This is a genomic window from Yersinia vastinensis, assembly GCF_044905075.1.
Taxonomy (GTDB): Bacteria; Pseudomonadota; Gammaproteobacteria; order Enterobacterales; family Enterobacteriaceae; genus Yersinia; species Yersinia vastinensis.
Genome location: NZ_CP173260.1, coordinates 2,052,674 through 2,069,903, shown reverse-complemented (window position 1 = coordinate 2,069,903; position 17,230 = coordinate 2,052,674). Strand labels below are relative to the sequence as shown.

Below are 17,230 nucleotides of genomic sequence, written 5' to 3'. Positions count from 1 at the left end.
GTCAGTTTCCACTGTTGACGGAAGCCGTATTGATGTTGACAGTGGCGGGTTGCCCCATCCTCAAGACGTTATCAGGGTCACTGACAACAATACGCACCTCATAGACCAGATTAGTTCTGAGTTCTTCAGTTTGAACAGATTTCGGCGTAAATTCAGCAACCGATGAGATATAACCTACTTTGCCGGATACCGGTTTGTCAGGGAAAGAGTCAGTGACAACCTGCGCTGCCATACCAGATTTAACTCGGCCTAAGTCGCTTTCGCTAACCCAGACTCGTACCCATTTCGGCTCTGTCAGCGCCAAGGTATAAACCGCCTTTTGGGGGCTAGTCATATCTCCGGGCTCCTGAAGTCTAGCCCTGACAATGGCATCTACCGGAGAACGTAACTCAGCCTGTGAAATCCGGTAGCGAAGTAACTCAAGGTCGGCCTCCAACGCTTTTACCTGTGCAATGGCCGCTTCTCGTTGCTCAGTACGGACACCTTTTACCATCAGTTCAAGGCTAGCCTGACGTTCTTTAACGTTAGCTTGGGCAACACTTTGGTTATTTTTGGCAGTATCCAGCTCTTGTTTACTGATGCCCCTTCCCCCTGTACTGGAGGCGATGCGCTGGATGCGTGAGAGATCTTCATTGGCCTTGATCAGTTGAGCCTGAGCTGAAGCCAGTTGCGCCTTTACCTGAGCGATTTCCTCTGGCCGTGCGCCAGATTGCTGTTCCCGTACAGTTTGCTTTTCTGCATCCAACCGCGCCTGAGCCTGCTTCTCCTGAATCTTCAGAGCATGAGTATCGAGCATAGCCACCACTTGGCCCGCCGACACGCTATCCCCTTCGTCAACCATTAACGCGCTGATCCTACCACTTTCTTCGAAAGCCAGAGAGACCTGCCGAATATCCACATTTCCATGCAAAGTCAGTTGATTTTTATCATCATTGTTACGTCCATTCAGCCAGACAGCTATGCCCACAACCACCAAGGCGGCCACCACCACGCCGGCTATTATCTTCTTGTTCATCACGACGAATTCCTTCCATTGCAGCTCACGACACACCCTTAGTTTAAATTTAATTTAAACTTAATTTATGAGAGTATAAAGTCAATCGCAAAAAAATTCTCAACGCTGGATTGATTTATGAACCGAGCACGTCGTAGTGATGGTGAACTCACCCGGGAAAGAATTCTGGAAGCCGCGGGCGAACTCATCGCCGAACAAGGGCTTGCCAAAACCACGAATAAGGCGATTGCCAGCTCAGCACAGGTTGATTTAGCGACTATCAACTATCACTTTGGTGGTCGGGATGGTATGTATCTGGCCGTTCTATCGCGGGCGCACAGACACTATCTGGACGGTGAAAAGCTTGCGACGCTGGCTGCGAGCAATCTGCAGGCGGAAGAAAAGCTGGGAATGTTCCTAGAAATGTTTATCTCAAAGTTAAATGAAGGAAATAGCTGGCATGGGCGGGTATTTGCACGGGAATTACTCGCCCCCTCAGTACAGCTGTCAGACTTTGTGAACAACGAAGGTATGGGAAAAATTCAGTCGGTGAAAAAAATTGTCAGTGAAGCTGCGGGTATAAGTGAAAATGACCCAGCGTTGTTACCCTGCATGATAAGTGTTGTCGCCCCCTGCATGATGCTAATAGTGGCAGGTAATAGAATCCCCGGTCCGGTCCGCGAAATTGCCGCTATGCAAACCACGGTACTGACCGAGCATTTTAAGCGTTTTTCACTGGCGGGATTGCACGCGGTACGAGAGTTTCAGAAGAAATAAAGTGTATGACCTCTGACAGGCCTGACGGCGTTTTTATTAAGGCATTAGAAATATGGCCGTCAGCTAATAGTGCAAAACCGGCTATTAGGTGATTACGTTCACCCTTTCGCTACGGGTTTGCCATCAACTCGCCTGGCACCACCGCAAATAGTCCAAATATTCTTCCTATCGGGATAAGCCACCAGCCTGTTACCCTCTTTTTTATCAAGAAACTGACTGATGCTGGCGCGCGAGCTATAACTAAACCCAAAACTGCGCCGTTGAGTTTGGTTTTTATCGGCGCCATCACTCACCATCCGGTTTATAGCCATAACGCCTATCTTAAATTTTCACACCAGCATTGAGTAAAAAAGTGAAAGCCATAAAAAAACAGCGAACCAAGTACACCAAAGCAGCCACTCATAAGCATGAGTGTGTAGTCATTAATTGGTGGGATAAAACACAAAACCCTGCGAATACAGGGCTTAAAATACGACAATGATGTGAGATTACTTATTACTGAATATATTTTTCTGCCCAAGACTTATGCACTGGAGTCATACCTGAAAAATTCTGAACTTGCTTGGTTCTGGAAGACGTAACGTGAAAAAAACGCCAACATGCGGAGATCATTTCTCCCCACGATAAATTTGTATAAGGATAACGTGAATCACCAACATCAGCTTCCAAGCACCAAACATGGAAACCGTCGGATGGGGCACAATCTGTAATGTTTATTATTAATGCATTAAGAAGTGGATAATTATTATCCATGCAGAACTTCCCAACAGCCCCGGCATACTCTCCGACCATGTTATGGCTTAGTCCAAAAGCATTTTCCAACTCATTGTATGGAACAACTTTTTTATCTTGTGCAACTTGTGATAGATGGCGTAAAAAATAGTCGAACGTAGTAGGGTTTATGACCGACATAATCAATCTCCGAAAGAAGGTATGTATTTGAATGAAGGCATTTAGCAACTTCAATAAACAACATAACACTTCATTCAGGGAACCGAATGATTAGGATCATGTAAGCACTGTAAACAGTACATTTTTAATCTAATACTCTAGCTAGGAAGTATAACTATCCAAATCTATGATTTGAATTCAGTTTTTTACTCCTGCCACATCATACACTTTTTTTGAGAATTAATAATAAATCCTTCCATGTACTACCGGGAATTACATTATTAACTACATTTCCAACTAGTAAAGTGAATTTATTTATTTTCTATACCCTAGTAACTTCTCTCTATGCCAAGCCAAATATACTTTAGCCTTTTCATAAATATGGATTTTTACATCAGTGGGTACATTAAGTGCATGGACAACTTCGTATATCTTTGGATCATTCTTAATAACAATACTCCCATCATCCATGAAACTAATTAATCTATGATCAAACAATACATCTACATGTGGGGCTAGCATTAATCCATTATAAGGGTCCAATCGCTCTTCATCAGTACTCTCTCGCCAAGGTTTAATGTGACTAGCCCTAAGCAACTCAGGCATAGATACACCTGTAACAGGGCATTGAGGATAGAGGGCCAGCACATTTTGCCGGAATAAACCTTGCCCCATTCGAGCCTGAATCAATCGTTCTACCGTGGTGGGGTCTCCAAGTTTATGAGCCTTGATTTCAGCGATATCCTTTTCAATTTCTTTATAATCAGAAGTATCTTTTTTTTGTATTAAACTGATTAATTGGCATAGTTTTAACAGTAAATGGCCGAGCTCAGGGCTGATTTTTGACAAGTACATCTCATTACCATTGCCATTAAGCGGTTTTATCGGTGAATGAGTTTCAGGTAATAATGGAGCAATTTCCCCGAGATGTTCCTTTGGCAAGATAGGAGTATTTAACATTGTAAAATCTACATCAACCTTCCACCCTTGGTCGTCCCAAAAGCTATCAAAGGCAGGAGGTTGCATAGCATCATAGCAATTGGACTTAGCAACACCGACTGCACCTATTTTAGTGGATGCATAGGAAAATATTACGTCACCAGGGTTGACCAATTGCAGCGTATCGTATGCTGCTCTCGGTTTTCCGTCCTTTGCTCGACGAGGGGCCCAGATAAATCCCTCTTTACGCGCAATTTTGAATGTTTGTTTGTGATTAACCCAAAAGAATTGTTGCTCGGCTGGTTTATTGCTCATGATTATCTTAAAAAATTTTATTTGCAGATAAATTACAGCCCAACCCGTCGCATATCAACTAATGGAACTAAATATTAACCTTCCGTGATTGAAATCCCAAAACATTAATTACATGACGTTACGTTATTATAAAATATAATAACCAATTGAAATTAATGAAAATTGAAGCATGGGCATTAAATACGATTAAAAGAACCTAAACATCCATTTTTATAATTAATTTAGGATAAGTAATATTGAATCTGTGCTTGGGCGTGCTTAAATCCATAACAAACTTTAGTGATATATCCCGCTCTCGTTAACCCAGTACAAGCAACGCGCACGCCCTCACCAAAAGTTAAGCGGGAACGGCTCGACTATGCAACTTTTTGCAAGATTTACGAGGCTGCCAGTCAACAACAGAAATGGGTTCAACTCGGCCTGGCACTGGCGCTGATTACCGGCCAGCGCCGTGACGATGTGCGGCAATTAAAAAGAAGCGATGTTCATGACGGCAAACTTTGGGTAGTCCAGAGTAAAACCAAGATGCAAATAGCTATATCGCTATCACTTCGGTTGGAAATAATGAGTACCACAGTTGGAGACGTCATAGAAAAATGCATGAGCAACAGTAAAAGTGAATATCTCATCAGTTCGTCTAGTAAAAGTTCAGGCAGAGAACCGGGGGCATTAAATGCCGACTCACTCACTAAAGCATTTGTTAAAGCATTGAAGGCTACCGATCTAGTTTATGAAATATCCCCTCGCAGCTTTCATGAAATTCGCAGCCTGGCCTCACGGCTCTATGAGGCAGAATACAGTAAAGAATTTGCTCAGAAATTACTCGGCCACAAGTCGATGAAAATGACGAATGTATACCTTGATTCACGTAAAAATGAGTGGGTAGAAATTTAGGCCGGATATCAAGATTTCGGACAAATTTCGGACATTTTCGGACGAAGAGAGAAAAAACCATATAAATCAACACATTAAAAAAAGACCGAATACGATTCCTATATTCGGTCTAGGGAAATGGCTCTTGGGAGAGAGCCGTGCGCTAAAAGTTGGCATTAACGTAGGCTTATTCAGCCGTACTCCTTAAGCGTAGTCGAGTACATGTGTTTCGCCAACTTAGCAGCAGAAGTAATTAATAACGGTTGCAAACTAATTGAGATGATAGAAAATCAATCTTCACATTAGGCATATTTAATTATCTGTTAAATATAAGCTAATGTTCATAGCCCCCATGTTCTCAGCCTATTTTTGGCATAACGTCATGGCGCGTTGCTGGAAGGGTTCTAGGCTCATCTTTTGGCCTGGCTTCTCACTGTCATCCAATAATAAAACATCGAGTGGCTTCGCCAAAACATGACCGGACTTCATCTGCTCTGTTGCAATATCATTTAGCGGGTATTGCGCCAATGTACTGGGGTTTATCACAAATAAGGCACCACCGGCGCGGCATTCCAACATCACTTCTTCCCGAGTAAATGCCCATTGTTTGCCAAATTCAAACTTACTGACCGTAATAATCTTCCCGGCAGCCATAGCGTTAACCGATAACATGAGTAGCGATAGTGTCAGCACAAAACTCTTCATCATAAATACCCTTAATTAACTGATTGTTCTGATTTTCTCTCATACTAAGGAGTCGATGCAAGCTCAGTGGATGCACTGCTGAATCTATAGCTGCACTATACCGGTGCCATTGTTGCGAAAATACTCACCAGCAGCAACACTCCTGCTCCAAGGATGATTTCAGCACAACTGTTAACAACCAGCCAGCTATGAGCTTTCACCGGCAATTGTCGCAGCATAGGAACAATGAGATAGCGGTTAATCAGTGCGACAACAATCATCAATAAGACTAATAACACTTTGCTTAGTAAGAGCTTCTGATAAACAGACGTCAGCGCTAATGCCGTCTCTCGCAGCATAATAATGCTGTTAATTATCCCCGTTGCTAAGACCAAAATCACCGCTAAATGTCCCCAGCTTGAAAAACGAATCAGCGTAGTGATAGCTTCACGTTTAACATCACTATGCTGTGTATAAGCAAGACAAATTAAAAGTGGCGGTAGACACCCCAGCCAGTAACCCGCACTCAACAAATGTATGATTTGATTGATTTGATGAATCCCCCCCAAAGCACCATCATGCATTGCCGCGTGTCCGGTGAACGCCAAACTGGCCAGTAATACCGTTGAACAACCGACCATTAGCCGAGAGTAAATACGAGTAGAGCCAAGTAATACGAGCCACATGCTCAAGAGAGATAAACCGAGGTGCCACTGCCATATCTGGCCAAAGCGGGTATTAAATACCGCCCACCAGACACTCAACTTGTAGGTATCAGACCAGCCATCACCCATCATCCCCGCCTGAATAGCAAGAAGCCCAATAGCGGAAATCAGCCCCAAAAAGGTGCTGAAGATAAGCAAGGGGGATAAACGATTTTTTAGTGTCGAAGAGAAACTATCTGGCGCTAATAAGGCGGTGAAGATGCTGATGCCAAACATCAACATCACCGCCAAAAAATGCAGGAAGCGACACAGAACGAATAGAGTCGCCAGAGACATGTTATTTCACTGTGAAGCTGTATGTGCCTTTGGTTTTATGACCATCAACAGACACGACATGCCATGAAACATTATATTTTCCTGCTTTTAATGCATGATCAATAGGCAGAATCAATTGCGTATTATTGACAGGATCCAGTTTTAGCTCACCGGTTTTTACCACATTATTATCTGGGCCGGTCACTTTCACACCACTGAAATTCAATTCAATACCTTCCGAGAACCCGAGTGTCAGGGATTCCGGCGCTGAACCAATTGTGGTATCGGCAGCTGGTGACTCGATTTTCAGATGCGCATGGGCTAGCGCTTGCTGGCTTGATAACCCCACAAACAACACAATAAGTGCCGAAAGCATACGGCAAGAAGAACGTACTTTGCGAATAAACATAATGTCCCTTAATCGATGGGGAGAAGAATCAGTCTGCTACCAACCATATCCTATATTGGCAGCACGAACCCCTATCACTTCCAGTCAATTGCACTACCTGTGAGGTAGGGCACAAAATAAAACGCCAAATTCTGAACGGTGATTGAAATATCACCAATAGTTGAGCGGTGATTAAGCTCACGTACTTTTATTATGAATGCAAATGATAACGATTTGAGTATGGCAAGTCGAGAAACCATAACTAAACAAGAGAGTATTAGCGCGAAACAATAAGATAAAAAGGCGTGAACACCGGATTAAAATGAAAAACCGCAGCGTCGGGTTCCACTGGTAAGGAATCAGAAACTGCGGCAAATATTCGGCCTGTGTCTATTAAATCAAGAATTAAGCCTGAACGTGGCTCTGAGCAGCCATTGTCTTCAAATCTTTATCGACGAAGAACAGTGAATTGCCGCTATTACCCACCAACGCTAATTTATCCAGAATAGATTTGAACAGTTTTTCTTCTTCATGCTGTTCAGCAACATACCATTGTAGGAAATTGAATGTGGAGTAATCGTGAGTTGTCATCGCAACATGAGCAAGCTCATTAATTTGAGTGGTAATCAGTTGCTCATGTTCATATGTCAGTTTGAATACATCGGCCAGTGACGCAAAATCAATAGGTGGTGCGCTGATGGTTCCCAAAACCGGCATAGAGCCAGTTCCACTGAGGTATTCAAAAAGGCGCTGCATATGCTGCATCTCTTCTTGAGAATGCTCTTTTAAAAAGGCGGCTGCACCTTCAAACCCTTTATCGCTGCACCAAGCACTCATCTGCAGATAAAGATTAGCTGAGTAAAATTCTAGATTCAGCTGCTCATTGAGCTTTTGCGCCATTTCTTTTTTCAACATAATAATTTCATAGTTTTTATAATGCAGGTAAGTCACTATTCACTCGGCGCATTATGCCAAGATAAAAACAAAATAAGAACACCCTATTCACATTAATAAATGATAAATATTTAACCCATTGTTTTTAAATTGAAATTATTGAAAATTAAATATTTGGTAATTCTTATAATAGTCATTAAAATTACAGATTGTAATACTAAAAAGAATGATTCTTATTTGAAATAAAGTTCAAATAAGCACTAACCTCTTTATCTGAAAATTAATATTATCTCTATAAAATGGCCATCAGCAAAAATTGTTTAGTCATGCCTGACACTTGCCAATCGATGCGCTCTGCATTACCTTTTGCGCCATAGGCATCCCACAGCCCGATATGGAGAAAACAATGGGGTATAATCTGGCAGAGCTTTCTGATGAAGAAACGGCGAAAATGAATGTTGATCTGGCGGCTTCAGGCGTCGCATTTAAAGAGCGCTACAACATGCCAGTGATTCCGGAAATGGTTGCAAGGGAACAGCCAGATGAGCTGCGCGACTATTTTTTACAGCGGTTAACGCATTATCGCAGTGAATCAATTAAATTCTCACGTTTGCCGTATGAACCCAAAATGAAGTCATGAGCAAAAGACTCCCGCAAACTGTATGCGGGAGTTAATCAGAGAAAACATTAAGACTTACGGGCAAATTTATCTGTTGCTAAAATCAACTGATGCAAGATCCCCGGTTCATCAAATGAGTGCCCAGCACCTTCAACGATATGCAATTCAGCTTCCGGCCAAGCTTGCGCTAAATCCCACGCATTTTGTGGCTGGCATGCCATATCATATCGGCCATGGATAATAACCGCGGGAATATGAAGAATGCGTGTCACATTATCCAAGAGCTGATTATCACTGTCCAAAAAGCCCAAATGAGTGAAATAGTGATTTTCAATGCGGGCAAAAGCTAAGGCAAAATCATCTTCACCAAACGAAGCTGAACTTCTGGTTGGTAATAACGTGACGGTCTCACCCTCCCACAGACTCCAAATCTTAGCCGCTTCCAGTTGCACCGCTTTATCAGGAGAGGTCAATCGCTTACGATAAGCAGCCGTTACATCCCCCTGCTCTTCTGGCGACAAAATAGAGAGCACACGTTGCCATTTGTCTGGGAAGAAACGTGAAGCGCCATCCTGATAATACCAATACAGCTCTTTTTTGCGCAGAGTGAATATCCCACGCAACACCATCTCACTGACCCGGTTCGGATGTGTTTCGCCATAAGCTAATGCTAAGGTCGATCCCCAAGACCCTCCAAAGATTAGCCATTTATCTACACCAGCCATTTTACGCAGCCGTTCAATATCATCGACCAAATGCCAGGTCGTATTATTATCTAGGCTGGCATGGGGTTTTGAACGCCCGCATCCGCGTTGATCAAACAGCAATACTTTGTACTTTTTGGGGTCGAAAAGTTGCCGATGGTAAGGTGCTATTCCTCCACCAGGCCCACCATGAATAAATACCGCAGGTTTACCCTCAGGGTTGCCACAGAGTTCCCAGTAAATCTGATGACCATCACCCGTGTCTAGTAACCCACTGTCGTAAGGTTCATACGCTGGATAAAGCCCACGTAACTGTTCCATTATGTTTCCATGTTTGTTAAGACATTAAAGTTATCAAAGCCTATACAGCACGCAGGGTCAACGATAAAACATGACATTTACGCCAATCAGTCCATTAATTCCACCAACTGGTGATAATTACGCCATATCTCAATGCCTTTTCAGGATCCACGTCGCAAAAATAATGAAGAGTAAACAGTAACAAGGAATATTAAGACTTAATAATACTCTTGCTAAACAATACATTAAGCATATTGATGTTTTCTTCCCTTGCAACTCCCCCTCAGAAGGTGGTTAATAGATGGGCGTACCAACCTAACCTAAGGTAAAGAGAGGCAAGCCATGAGTAAGGGAATGGACAGCAAAAAGAACGCGAAGAAAAAACCACTAAAAACACCGGCTGAGAAAAAAGCTGAGAAACGCGCTAAGAAGTCATCTTCCACCAGCGCAGAATAACGGACTTTTCATCTCGTCAGTCAACCCGCCACGAACGGCGGGTTTTTTATTACTAATCTTTAAGAATTACGGGGGAAATATGTATTTTCGTGTTATCGATACTGAAACTTGCGGCTTAGAGGGCGGTATTGTCGAAATCGCCTCTATCGATGTGGTTGATGGTGTATTGCGCAATCCGATGAGTGATTTGGTTAGCCCAGATAGACCAATCAGTATTGATGCCATGGTCATTCACCATATCACTGAAGATATGGTCGAAGGCAAACCTCGAATTGCCGTGGCTGTGAGAAAATATCAAGACAGCCCCTATTATGTTGCTCACAATGCCCCTTTCGACCGAGGTGTGTTACCTGAGATGGGGGGACAATGGATTTGTACGCTTAAGCTGGCTCGTATGCTTTACCCTGATATAAAGCACAGTAATCAATATCTGCGTTATGCTTTGCGCCTGAATGTTTCTGTGCCCGATAATTTGTATCCGCACCGGGCTCTATATGACTGTTATGTCACTGCCGCGTTATTGCAACGGATTATGCAAGACTCTAGTTGGAGTGCCGAGCAGATGGTGGAACTAACACAGCAACCATTATTGTTGCAGACATTTAAGTTCGGAAAATATCGGGGAAAAAGTATTGAGCAGATAGCCCGGCAAGACCCGGACTATCTACGCTGGATGCTAGCATCAATCTCTGACCTTACTCCTGATATGCGCCACACACTGACGCATTATCTGGCGTAATATCCTGTATGCAATTATGCCAAGGAAAGAATGAATGCATATTCCAAAGCGATATCTTCATAGGCTTTAAAGCGCCCAGATTTACCACCATGCCCTGAATCCATATCGGTGTGAAGCAACAACAAATGGTCATCAGTCTTCATTTCACGGAGCTTGGCAACCCATTTGGCAGGCTCCCAATATTGAACTTGGGAATCATGCAAACCTGTGGTGACCAGCATGTGCGGATAGTCTTGGGCCTTAACCTGATCGTATGGGCTATATTGCTTAATGTAATCATAATAAGCCTGATCATTCGGGTTGCCCCATTCATCATATTCCCCCGTCGTCAAAGGGATAGATTCATCCAGCATAGTCGTGACCACATCAACAAATGGCACCTGCGCGACAATACCTTTATATAATTCTGGGGCCTGATTAATAATCGCCCCCATCAATAGGCCCCCCGCGCTCCCCCCCATCGCGAAGACACGCTTAGCATCACCATAACCTTTCGCGACCAAGGTTTTAGTCACATCAATAAAATCATTAAATGTATTCAACTTATTGAGCAGTTTTCCATCTTCATACCATTGTTGCCCCAGTTCACCGCCCCCTCGAATGTGGGCCAGTGCAAAGACAAAACCACGATCCAATAGGCTCAAACGACTGCCACTGAATGCGGGATCCATACTGCTACCATATGAACCATAGCCGTAGACCAACAGCGGATTACGCCCAGAAATAAAGTGATCGCGGTGATAAACTAAAGAGACTGGGACTTTTACACCATCCGATGCGGTGACCCAAATTCGCTCACTGCGATATTTTTCCGGTGTGAAATTCTTCACTTCTTGCTGCTTAAGTAACTGACGGGCACCCGTGTCCATATTCAGCTCATACATTGAGCTTGGTGTGGTCATGGATGAATAACCATAGCGTAGCAATTCCGTTTCGGGTTCCGGGTTATACGCCAGCCAAGTCACATAAGTTGGATCATCAAAAGTAATGGACTTCTCTTCATTCGTGACCCAATGAATTTGTCGCAAATGCGTTAGCCCTTCGCTACGTTCTTCCACCACCAACCAGTCGCGGAATAAGCTAAACCCCTCCAACATAACATCCGTTCTGGGTGCAATAAGGGATTCCCACCGTGATTCATCAGCAAAATCAGATTGTACCGGCCCCTCTTCGGCCATTTTGTATAACCCAAAATTCTTGCCATCTTTATTTGAGCGGATGTAAAAATGCTGCTTATAGTGGTCTAAACCGTATTCATGATCTTTACGCCGAGGCGCGAACATTTGAGGTAGCGCTTCAGGCTGATCAGCATCCAGCAATAAGATTTCAGATGTGGTGGTGCTGCTCAGATGAATAACGATAAAGCGCTCAGAGGTGGTTTTTTCTAAACCAACATAGAATGTGTCATCAGCTTCCTGATAAACCAATTGATCCGACTTAGGATCCGTTCCCACCACATGGCGATAAACCTGGTAGGGCAATAATGTTTTTTCATGTTTACGCACGTAGTACAGCGTTTTTGAGTCATTCGCCCACTCAAAACTACCTGACGTATTGCTGATCACCTCTTCGTGCCAAGTATCACTTTGTAGCTGCTTGACTCGAATGTCATATTGGCGTCGTGATAAGAAATCCTCAGCAACAGCCAGTAATTGATTATCCGGGCTAACATCCAAGCCACCCAAAGTGTAAAACTCACTGTCTGCGGCACGCTGGTTTCCGTCTAGCAATGTTTCCCAACTGCTATCAGCCCAAACGGGTTGGCGTACATAGATAGCGTATTCATTACCCGGCTCGAAACGAGTTTGGTAACGGTAGCCATTGCGAATATAGGGAACGGACTCTTCCTGTGGCGGAATACGAGAAACCATCTCCTGATACAAGGTTTCACGTAATGGCTGCTGTGGTTGTAAAACCGTCTCAGTAAAATCGTTTTCCGCTTGTAAATAGCTCAGAACATCAGCATCGGTACGCTCATCATCACGTAGCCAATAATAGTTATCTGTACGGGTGTCACCGTGTATTGTCATTGGATAAGGACGTTTTTCTGCCTTTGGAGGTTTGGTCATTTTCGTTGAGTTGTCCATCTGTGTTCGTTATCGCGAGAGTGACATGATTACTTGCTAATGCCAAGCATTCGCCTATGCCGATAAATTAGTTAAATTGAATCAAATAAATGATAAATAAGATATTTAAAAGGTGTGAAAGCATTTTTAATGAAGGGGATATCAACAGGCGCAGGAAAATTATCACCCACGCCTGTTGCAAAGCGTCATTTTATTTAATAACAGTTATTGAGGCCCATTGTAAATAATAGAGCCGGCCTTGCAATCGAGCACCACTTGATACGTTTTATCGCCTTTATTACCACGGGCGGTCAATGGAACCTGCCAGACATCATCTTTACCTGTAATGTCAACTGCACTAATCCAAACCACCGGGCTATCAGTGCCCAATTGCTTTTTATCGGCTTCCCAACGCGTTATCCGGTTTTGCAAAAAGTCCCGTTTAACCTGTGTTGCGACCTGAGATTGGTTTAAACCCGGACAAGCAGGTACTTTTGCTACCCGTGGCTCTTGGGCTTGTACACTGTGGGTAATCCCTGCCAATGCCGTGGCCAATATCAAAGCGAGTCCTGTCTTTCTCATCATTCCTCCACATATTATTATCTCCATCCTATGGCAGGAACGATGACTGAAAGGTAGGTTACAGAGTTAATATTACTGAATTAACACCGTGTAAATTCAATCACGTAAAACTGTTCCAAACCGGGATAGATATCCTTAATCACTTTTTTCAGTTCATCCAACGACATATTTTCTTGTTCAGCATGGCGTTCAGACAGTGCATCCAATGTGATTGGCGTGACGGACTTGACCACGATATGACAGAAAAATACGCCATCTTCATTACGACATACACGCAGGATTTCACCTGAGCGGAAATCGGACTCACTGCTATCCCGGATAGTGATCGTTTTACGATCAGCCAGAATATCCGCCTCAAACCGGCGAAAGAAGGTGATTTCACGATTCATTTTAGATCCCTTTTCCACTTTCTGCTGAAAGTTGGCAGATTAAGCAGCTTGATTTTCTTCAGGTTTGGATTTTTTATCAGCGGCATTCTTTTCAGCTTTGATTTTCGCTTGCCCGTCTGTAGACACGACCGGATTGGCACCGCGTAAAATTTGCCCCAATGCGTCTTTGTTTTCTGCAAGGAAGAAACCTAATGCTTCACGTTGCTCTTCTTCGAGCGTTAAAGGAGCCTGCGACAACCATTCAGACAAATTGTCAGCCAAATCCAGCATTTTATCGTAGGCATCGGCTTCTTTTTTGGTTGTGAAAGTCATTTTTTCCTCACCCTGTCTTACCACGACGAATTTTATTTCAACGGCCATTGATACGGGTCCTTTTTTCTTACAGATAACTGTATATAAACACAGTATAATGTAATTATTTGGAGCGATGCAACCACCATCGCCCCACTGTGATTATTTTAATAACCGGGCTTTGCAGTTTTTGCCTTTGATTTTACCTTGCTGTAACTGCGCCAATGCGCGTTTGGCGCATGCTTTACGAATGGCCACATAAGCATGAACAGGGAACATGTCGATTTTACCGACATCCGCCGCAGTCAGACCGGCATCTCCGGTTAATGCCCCGAGAATATCTCCTGGGCGAATTTTAGCTTTACGCCCGCCATCGATGCACAGCGTGACCATTTCAGGTTCAAGCAAAGTATTGGCACTGCGACTCACCTGCTCCGCTGGCGTCCATTTCAGTTTGATTTGCAGATAATCTTCAATCGCATGGGCTCGAGCCATTTCTTGTGGTGTGCACAGGCTCACTGCCAGACCGCTCATTCCTGCTCGCCCGGTACGACCAATGCGATGTACGTGAACTTCGGGATCAAATGCCAACTCGAAGTTAACCACCAGAGCCAAATCTTTAATGTCCAAGCCGCGGGCCGCAACATCCGTAGCGACTAAAACCCGGCAACTACGATTAGAGAAGCGCACCAATACTTGATCACGGTCACGTTGCTCTAAATCGCCATGCAAGGCCAACACACTGATACCACGTGATTCCAAAGCCTCATACACACTTTGGCAATCTTTCTTCGTGTTACAAAACACCACGCAAGACTCGGGTTGGTAGTGACTAAGGACTGAAATCAACAGTGGTAAGCGTTTTTCGCGGGTGGTTTCGAAAAAGACCTGCTCAATGGCTGGTGCTTCATCGCCATCATCAACTTCAACATTCAATGGCTGGCGCTGAACCCGTGCGCTGATTTGTTCAATACCGGCCGGATAAGTGGCAGAGAACAATAAAGTTTGGCGCTGTGGCGGGGTGTAGGCAATGACATCGTCAATGGCATCGGTAAAGCCCATATCCAGCATGCGGTCGGCTTCATCCAAGACCAAAATCTTAAGCTCATCAAGCACCAGTGTTTTCTTTCGTAAATGTTCCTGAATACGCCCCGGTGTTCCTACCACAATATGCGGAGCATGAACCAGAGAATCGAGTTGATGACCCATAGGCTGGCCACCACACAACGTCAGGATTTTAATATTCTGGGTAAAACGAGCTAAACGGCGTAATTCTTTGCTGACTTGGTCGGCTAATTCGCGGGTAGGACACAAAACTAGCGCCTGAGTCACGAACTCACCCACCGCAATTTTGTCGAGTAAACCAATGCCGAATGCCGCAGTTTTACCACTGCCGGTTTTGGCTTTTGCCCGAACATCCTGCCCACTGAGGATTGCCGGTAGTGCTGCGGCTTGTACCGGTGTCATCTCGGTATAGCCAAGTTCATTAAGATTGGACAACTGCTCAGTTGGCAGCGTCAAGGAAGAAAAGGAAGTTGTGCTCACGGCAGTAACTCTTATAACTGGATGGAATGGCAGCGATGGCCTGAAGGCAAGCGCAAGATTTTGGCGCGATAATACCAGAGATGGAGCCATTGCCGGAACTATACTGTGACACACTGAATACGCAATCGTTTTCGTCGCGGTTTTACCCTATACTACGCCGGTAAAATTTTCCCACTGATGTAGGTATCTAACTATGCTGACTATTGGAACCGCTCTGCGTCCAAACGCCACCCGTGTCATGTTGCTAGGCTCTGGTGAGCTGGGTAAAGAAGTGGCGATTGAATGCCAGAGATTGGGGCTGGAAGTAATTGCCGTTGATCGCTATGCCGATGCGCCCGCGATGCATGTCGCCCATCGCAGCCATGTGATTAATATGTTGGATGGTACAGCGCTAAAACAGTTGGTCGAACAGGAAAAACCACACTATATCGTGCCCGAAATTGAAGCTATCGCCACCGATATGCTGGTTGAATTAGAGAGTTTGGGGCAGCACGTCGTGCCTTGTGCGCAAGCCACTCGCCTGACCATGAACCGCGAAGGTATTCGCCGCCTGGCGGCAGAAACGCTGCAATTACCCACCTCAAGTTACCAATTTGCCGATACTGAAAGTGCATTCCGCCAAGCAGTTAATGACATTGGCTACCCGTGCATTGTTAAGCCAGTCATGAGTTCTTCAGGCAAAGGCCAGAGTCTGATCCGCCGTGAGGAGCAACTTCAATCTGCGTGGGATTATGCGCAACAAGGTGGCCGGGCCGGTGGAGGCAGAGTCATTGTTGAAGGTTTGGTCCGCTTTGATTTCGAAATTACCCTGCTGACCATCAGTGCCGTTGATGGTATTCATTTCTGTGCGCCTATTGGCCACCGCCAAGAAGATGGCGATTATCGTGAATCCTGGCAACCACAGATGATGAGCGAAACCGCGCTGGCGCAAGCAAAAGATATCGCTTCACGCGTAGTGAAGGCACTGGGCGGTTACGGGCTATTTGGCGTAGAACTGTTTGTGTGTGGCGATGAGGTGATTTTCAGCGAAGTTTCACCGCGACCACATGATACCGGAATGGTGACATTAATTTCGCAAAACATGTCTGAATTTGCTTTGCATGTCCGCGCATTTCTCGGTCTGCCGATCGGCACTATCCGCCAGTATGGCGCGGCGGCATCAGCCGTCATTTTACCTGAACTAACCAGCCAGAATATTGCTTACCATGGGCTGGAAACTGCCTTGGTAGGTGATACGCAAATTCGCCTATTTGGTAAACCAGAGATTGCGGGTAAGCGGCGTTTAGGTGTGGCATTGGCGGTAGCTGATGACATTGATACCGCGATTGAAGTGGCGAAGCAGAGTGCAGCCGCTGTCATTGTGAGTGGGAAATAATTATTAACTCCATAAATAAACCCGCCAGTACGGCGGGTTTAAAGGCATCCTGCAAGGGGCTACCCCTCGTAGTGGTCTTCTATTTCGTCAGCATCCGGTTCATCATCACGGCGATAATCTGACTCACCATGGTCATCAAAGTCAGTGTCTTCAAAGATAGGCATGGCTTGTGGATCGTTCTGATGCCGTTCACGGATTTCGGCGGCCACCAAGGCAATCGCCTCACCACTGCTCATCCCTTCCGACATGAATTGGTGAATACGTTCGACAGCTTCTTGCTGTTCCTCATGAGAAAGTGAAGGCATACCCGCTAACATTGATTTATCTCCTACATATAATTGATTAAGTATACCTGTTTATTCTTAGTTCAGGTGAATTGCCTGCCCCAAGTAAACTGACACCAAATATTGTGATAATTTATGTTAATCT

The 17,230-nt window shown here is 44.6% G+C and carries 20 protein-coding genes; 5 read left to right on the top strand and 15 right to left on the bottom strand.

All coding sequences use genetic code 11. From position 1 onward, the window contains the following. Position 1: 1 nt before the first annotated feature. Positions 2–1,015: an HlyD family efflux transporter periplasmic adaptor subunit gene (locus tag ACIOG0_RS09580; protein WP_128450826.1), complete on the bottom strand. Its 1,014-nt coding sequence runs from the start codon at positions 1,013–1,015 to the stop codon at positions 2–4. 117 nt (positions 1,016–1,132) lie between these two features. Here ACIOG0_RS09580 and ACIOG0_RS09575 point away from each other — a divergent pair, with 117 nt between their 5' ends. After that, complete coding sequence (locus tag ACIOG0_RS09575; RefSeq protein ID WP_050097399.1) at positions 1,133–1,771, top strand: TetR/AcrR family transcriptional regulator; 639 nt, start codon at positions 1,133–1,135, stop codon at positions 1,769–1,771. A 98-nt stretch (positions 1,772–1,869) separates the two neighbouring features. Here ACIOG0_RS09575 and ACIOG0_RS09570 read toward each other — a convergent pair whose 3' ends face one another. From ACIOG0_RS09570 to ACIOG0_RS09560, 3 genes are all read right to left on the bottom strand, one after another. Then, positions 1,870–2,082 carry a hypothetical protein gene (locus ACIOG0_RS09570; RefSeq protein WP_235895338.1) on the bottom strand — a complete coding sequence of 71 codons (213 nt, stop codon included), beginning with the start codon at positions 2,080–2,082 and terminating at the stop codon, positions 1,870–1,872. 184 nt (positions 2,083–2,266) lie between these two features. Continuing rightward, positions 2,267–2,683 (bottom strand): hypothetical protein, encoded by a 417-nt coding sequence (locus ACIOG0_RS09565; RefSeq protein ID WP_050097398.1) that lies wholly within the window; start codon positions 2,681–2,683, stop codon positions 2,267–2,269. Positions 2,684–2,977: 294 nt separating this feature from the next. Continuing rightward, positions 2,978–3,916 carry an HNH endonuclease gene (locus ACIOG0_RS09560; RefSeq protein WP_128450827.1) on the bottom strand — a complete coding sequence of 313 codons (939 nt, stop codon included), beginning with the start codon at positions 3,914–3,916 and terminating at the stop codon, positions 2,978–2,980. Positions 3,917–4,195: 279 nt separating this feature from the next. Here ACIOG0_RS09560 and ACIOG0_RS09555 point away from each other — a divergent pair, with 279 nt between their 5' ends. After that, complete coding sequence (locus ACIOG0_RS09555) at positions 4,196–4,810, top strand: tyrosine-type recombinase/integrase (protein WP_128450828.1); 615 nt, start codon at positions 4,196–4,198, stop codon at positions 4,808–4,810. Between the two features lie 342 nt (positions 4,811–5,152). On the opposite strand, the gene ACIOG0_RS09550 is transcribed toward ACIOG0_RS09555, so the two are convergent. From ACIOG0_RS09550 to ftnA, 4 genes are all read right to left on the bottom strand, one after another. Next, positions 5,153–5,494, bottom strand: a complete 342-nt coding sequence (locus ACIOG0_RS09550) for a YebY family protein (RefSeq protein WP_050139634.1) — start codon at positions 5,492–5,494, stop codon at positions 5,153–5,155. Positions 5,495–5,589: 95 nt separating this feature from the next. Further along, positions 5,590–6,474, bottom strand: coding sequence for a copper homeostasis membrane protein CopD (gene copD, locus ACIOG0_RS09545; RefSeq protein WP_050097394.1), 885 nt, complete (start codon positions 6,472–6,474; stop codon positions 5,590–5,592). A 1-nt stretch (position 6,475) separates the two neighbouring features. Beyond that, complete coding sequence (yobA, locus tag ACIOG0_RS09540) at positions 6,476–6,862, bottom strand: CopC domain-containing protein YobA (RefSeq protein ID WP_050097393.1); 387 nt, start codon at positions 6,860–6,862, stop codon at positions 6,476–6,478. A 384-nt stretch (positions 6,863–7,246) separates the two neighbouring features. Further along, a complete protein-coding gene (gene ftnA, locus ACIOG0_RS09535; protein WP_050097392.1) occupies positions 7,247–7,756 on the bottom strand; it encodes a non-heme ferritin in 510 nt (169 codons plus the stop codon). Between the two features lie 385 nt (positions 7,757–8,141). Between ftnA and ACIOG0_RS09530 the strand changes: the two genes are divergently transcribed. Further along, positions 8,142–8,375 (top strand): DNA polymerase III subunit theta, encoded by a 234-nt coding sequence (locus tag ACIOG0_RS09530; RefSeq protein WP_050097391.1) that lies wholly within the window; start codon positions 8,142–8,144, stop codon positions 8,373–8,375. Between the two features lie 47 nt (positions 8,376–8,422). Here ACIOG0_RS09530 and pip read toward each other — a convergent pair whose 3' ends face one another. Beyond that, positions 8,423–9,379: a prolyl aminopeptidase gene (pip, locus tag ACIOG0_RS09525; RefSeq protein WP_050097390.1), complete on the bottom strand. Its 957-nt coding sequence runs from the start codon at positions 9,377–9,379 to the stop codon at positions 8,423–8,425. Positions 9,380–9,893: 514 nt separating this feature from the next. Between pip and exoX the strand changes: the two genes are divergently transcribed. Beyond that, entirely contained in the window at positions 9,894–10,553 is a 660-nt protein-coding gene (gene exoX, locus ACIOG0_RS09520; protein WP_050097389.1) for an exodeoxyribonuclease X, read from the top strand. Between the two features lie 14 nt (positions 10,554–10,567). On the opposite strand, the gene ACIOG0_RS09515 is transcribed toward exoX, so the two are convergent. The 5 genes from ACIOG0_RS09515 to dbpA all read right to left on the bottom strand — a co-directional run bounded on the left by ACIOG0_RS09515 (position 10,568) and on the right by dbpA (position 15,426). Next, positions 10,568–12,622 (bottom strand): S9 family peptidase, encoded by a 2,055-nt coding sequence (locus tag ACIOG0_RS09515; protein ID WP_050139636.1) that lies wholly within the window; start codon positions 12,620–12,622, stop codon positions 10,568–10,570. A gap of 222 nt (positions 12,623–12,844) precedes the next feature. Continuing rightward, on the bottom strand, positions 12,845–13,201 hold the full coding sequence (gene yebF, locus ACIOG0_RS09510; protein WP_164908299.1) for a protein YebF: 357 nt from the start codon (positions 13,199–13,201) through the stop codon (positions 12,845–12,847). Positions 13,202–13,281: 80 nt separating this feature from the next. Further along, on the bottom strand, positions 13,282–13,590 hold the full coding sequence (gene yqfB / locus ACIOG0_RS09505; protein WP_128450830.1) for a N(4)-acetylcytidine aminohydrolase: 309 nt from the start codon (positions 13,588–13,590) through the stop codon (positions 13,282–13,284). Positions 13,591–13,629: 39 nt separating this feature from the next. Then, positions 13,630–13,950 (bottom strand): YebG family protein, encoded by a 321-nt coding sequence (locus ACIOG0_RS09500; protein WP_050097385.1) that lies wholly within the window; start codon positions 13,948–13,950, stop codon positions 13,630–13,632. Between the two features lie 93 nt (positions 13,951–14,043). Continuing rightward, positions 14,044–15,426 carry an ATP-dependent RNA helicase DbpA gene (gene dbpA, locus ACIOG0_RS09495; RefSeq protein ID WP_050097384.1) on the bottom strand — a complete coding sequence of 461 codons (1,383 nt, stop codon included), beginning with the start codon at positions 15,424–15,426 and terminating at the stop codon, positions 14,044–14,046. A 193-nt stretch (positions 15,427–15,619) separates the two neighbouring features. Between dbpA and purT the strand changes: the two genes are divergently transcribed. Further along, the gene (gene purT, locus ACIOG0_RS09490; RefSeq protein WP_050295365.1) at positions 15,620–16,801 is read left to right on the top strand and encodes a formate-dependent phosphoribosylglycinamide formyltransferase; all 1,182 of its coding nucleotides are present in this window, start codon (positions 15,620–15,622) and stop codon (positions 16,799–16,801) included. 59 nt (positions 16,802–16,860) lie between these two features. Here purT and ACIOG0_RS09485 read toward each other — a convergent pair whose 3' ends face one another. Beyond that, positions 16,861–17,118: a YoaH family protein gene (locus ACIOG0_RS09485; protein ID WP_050097382.1), complete on the bottom strand. Its 258-nt coding sequence runs from the start codon at positions 17,116–17,118 to the stop codon at positions 16,861–16,863. Positions 17,119–17,230 lie beyond the last annotated feature (112 nt).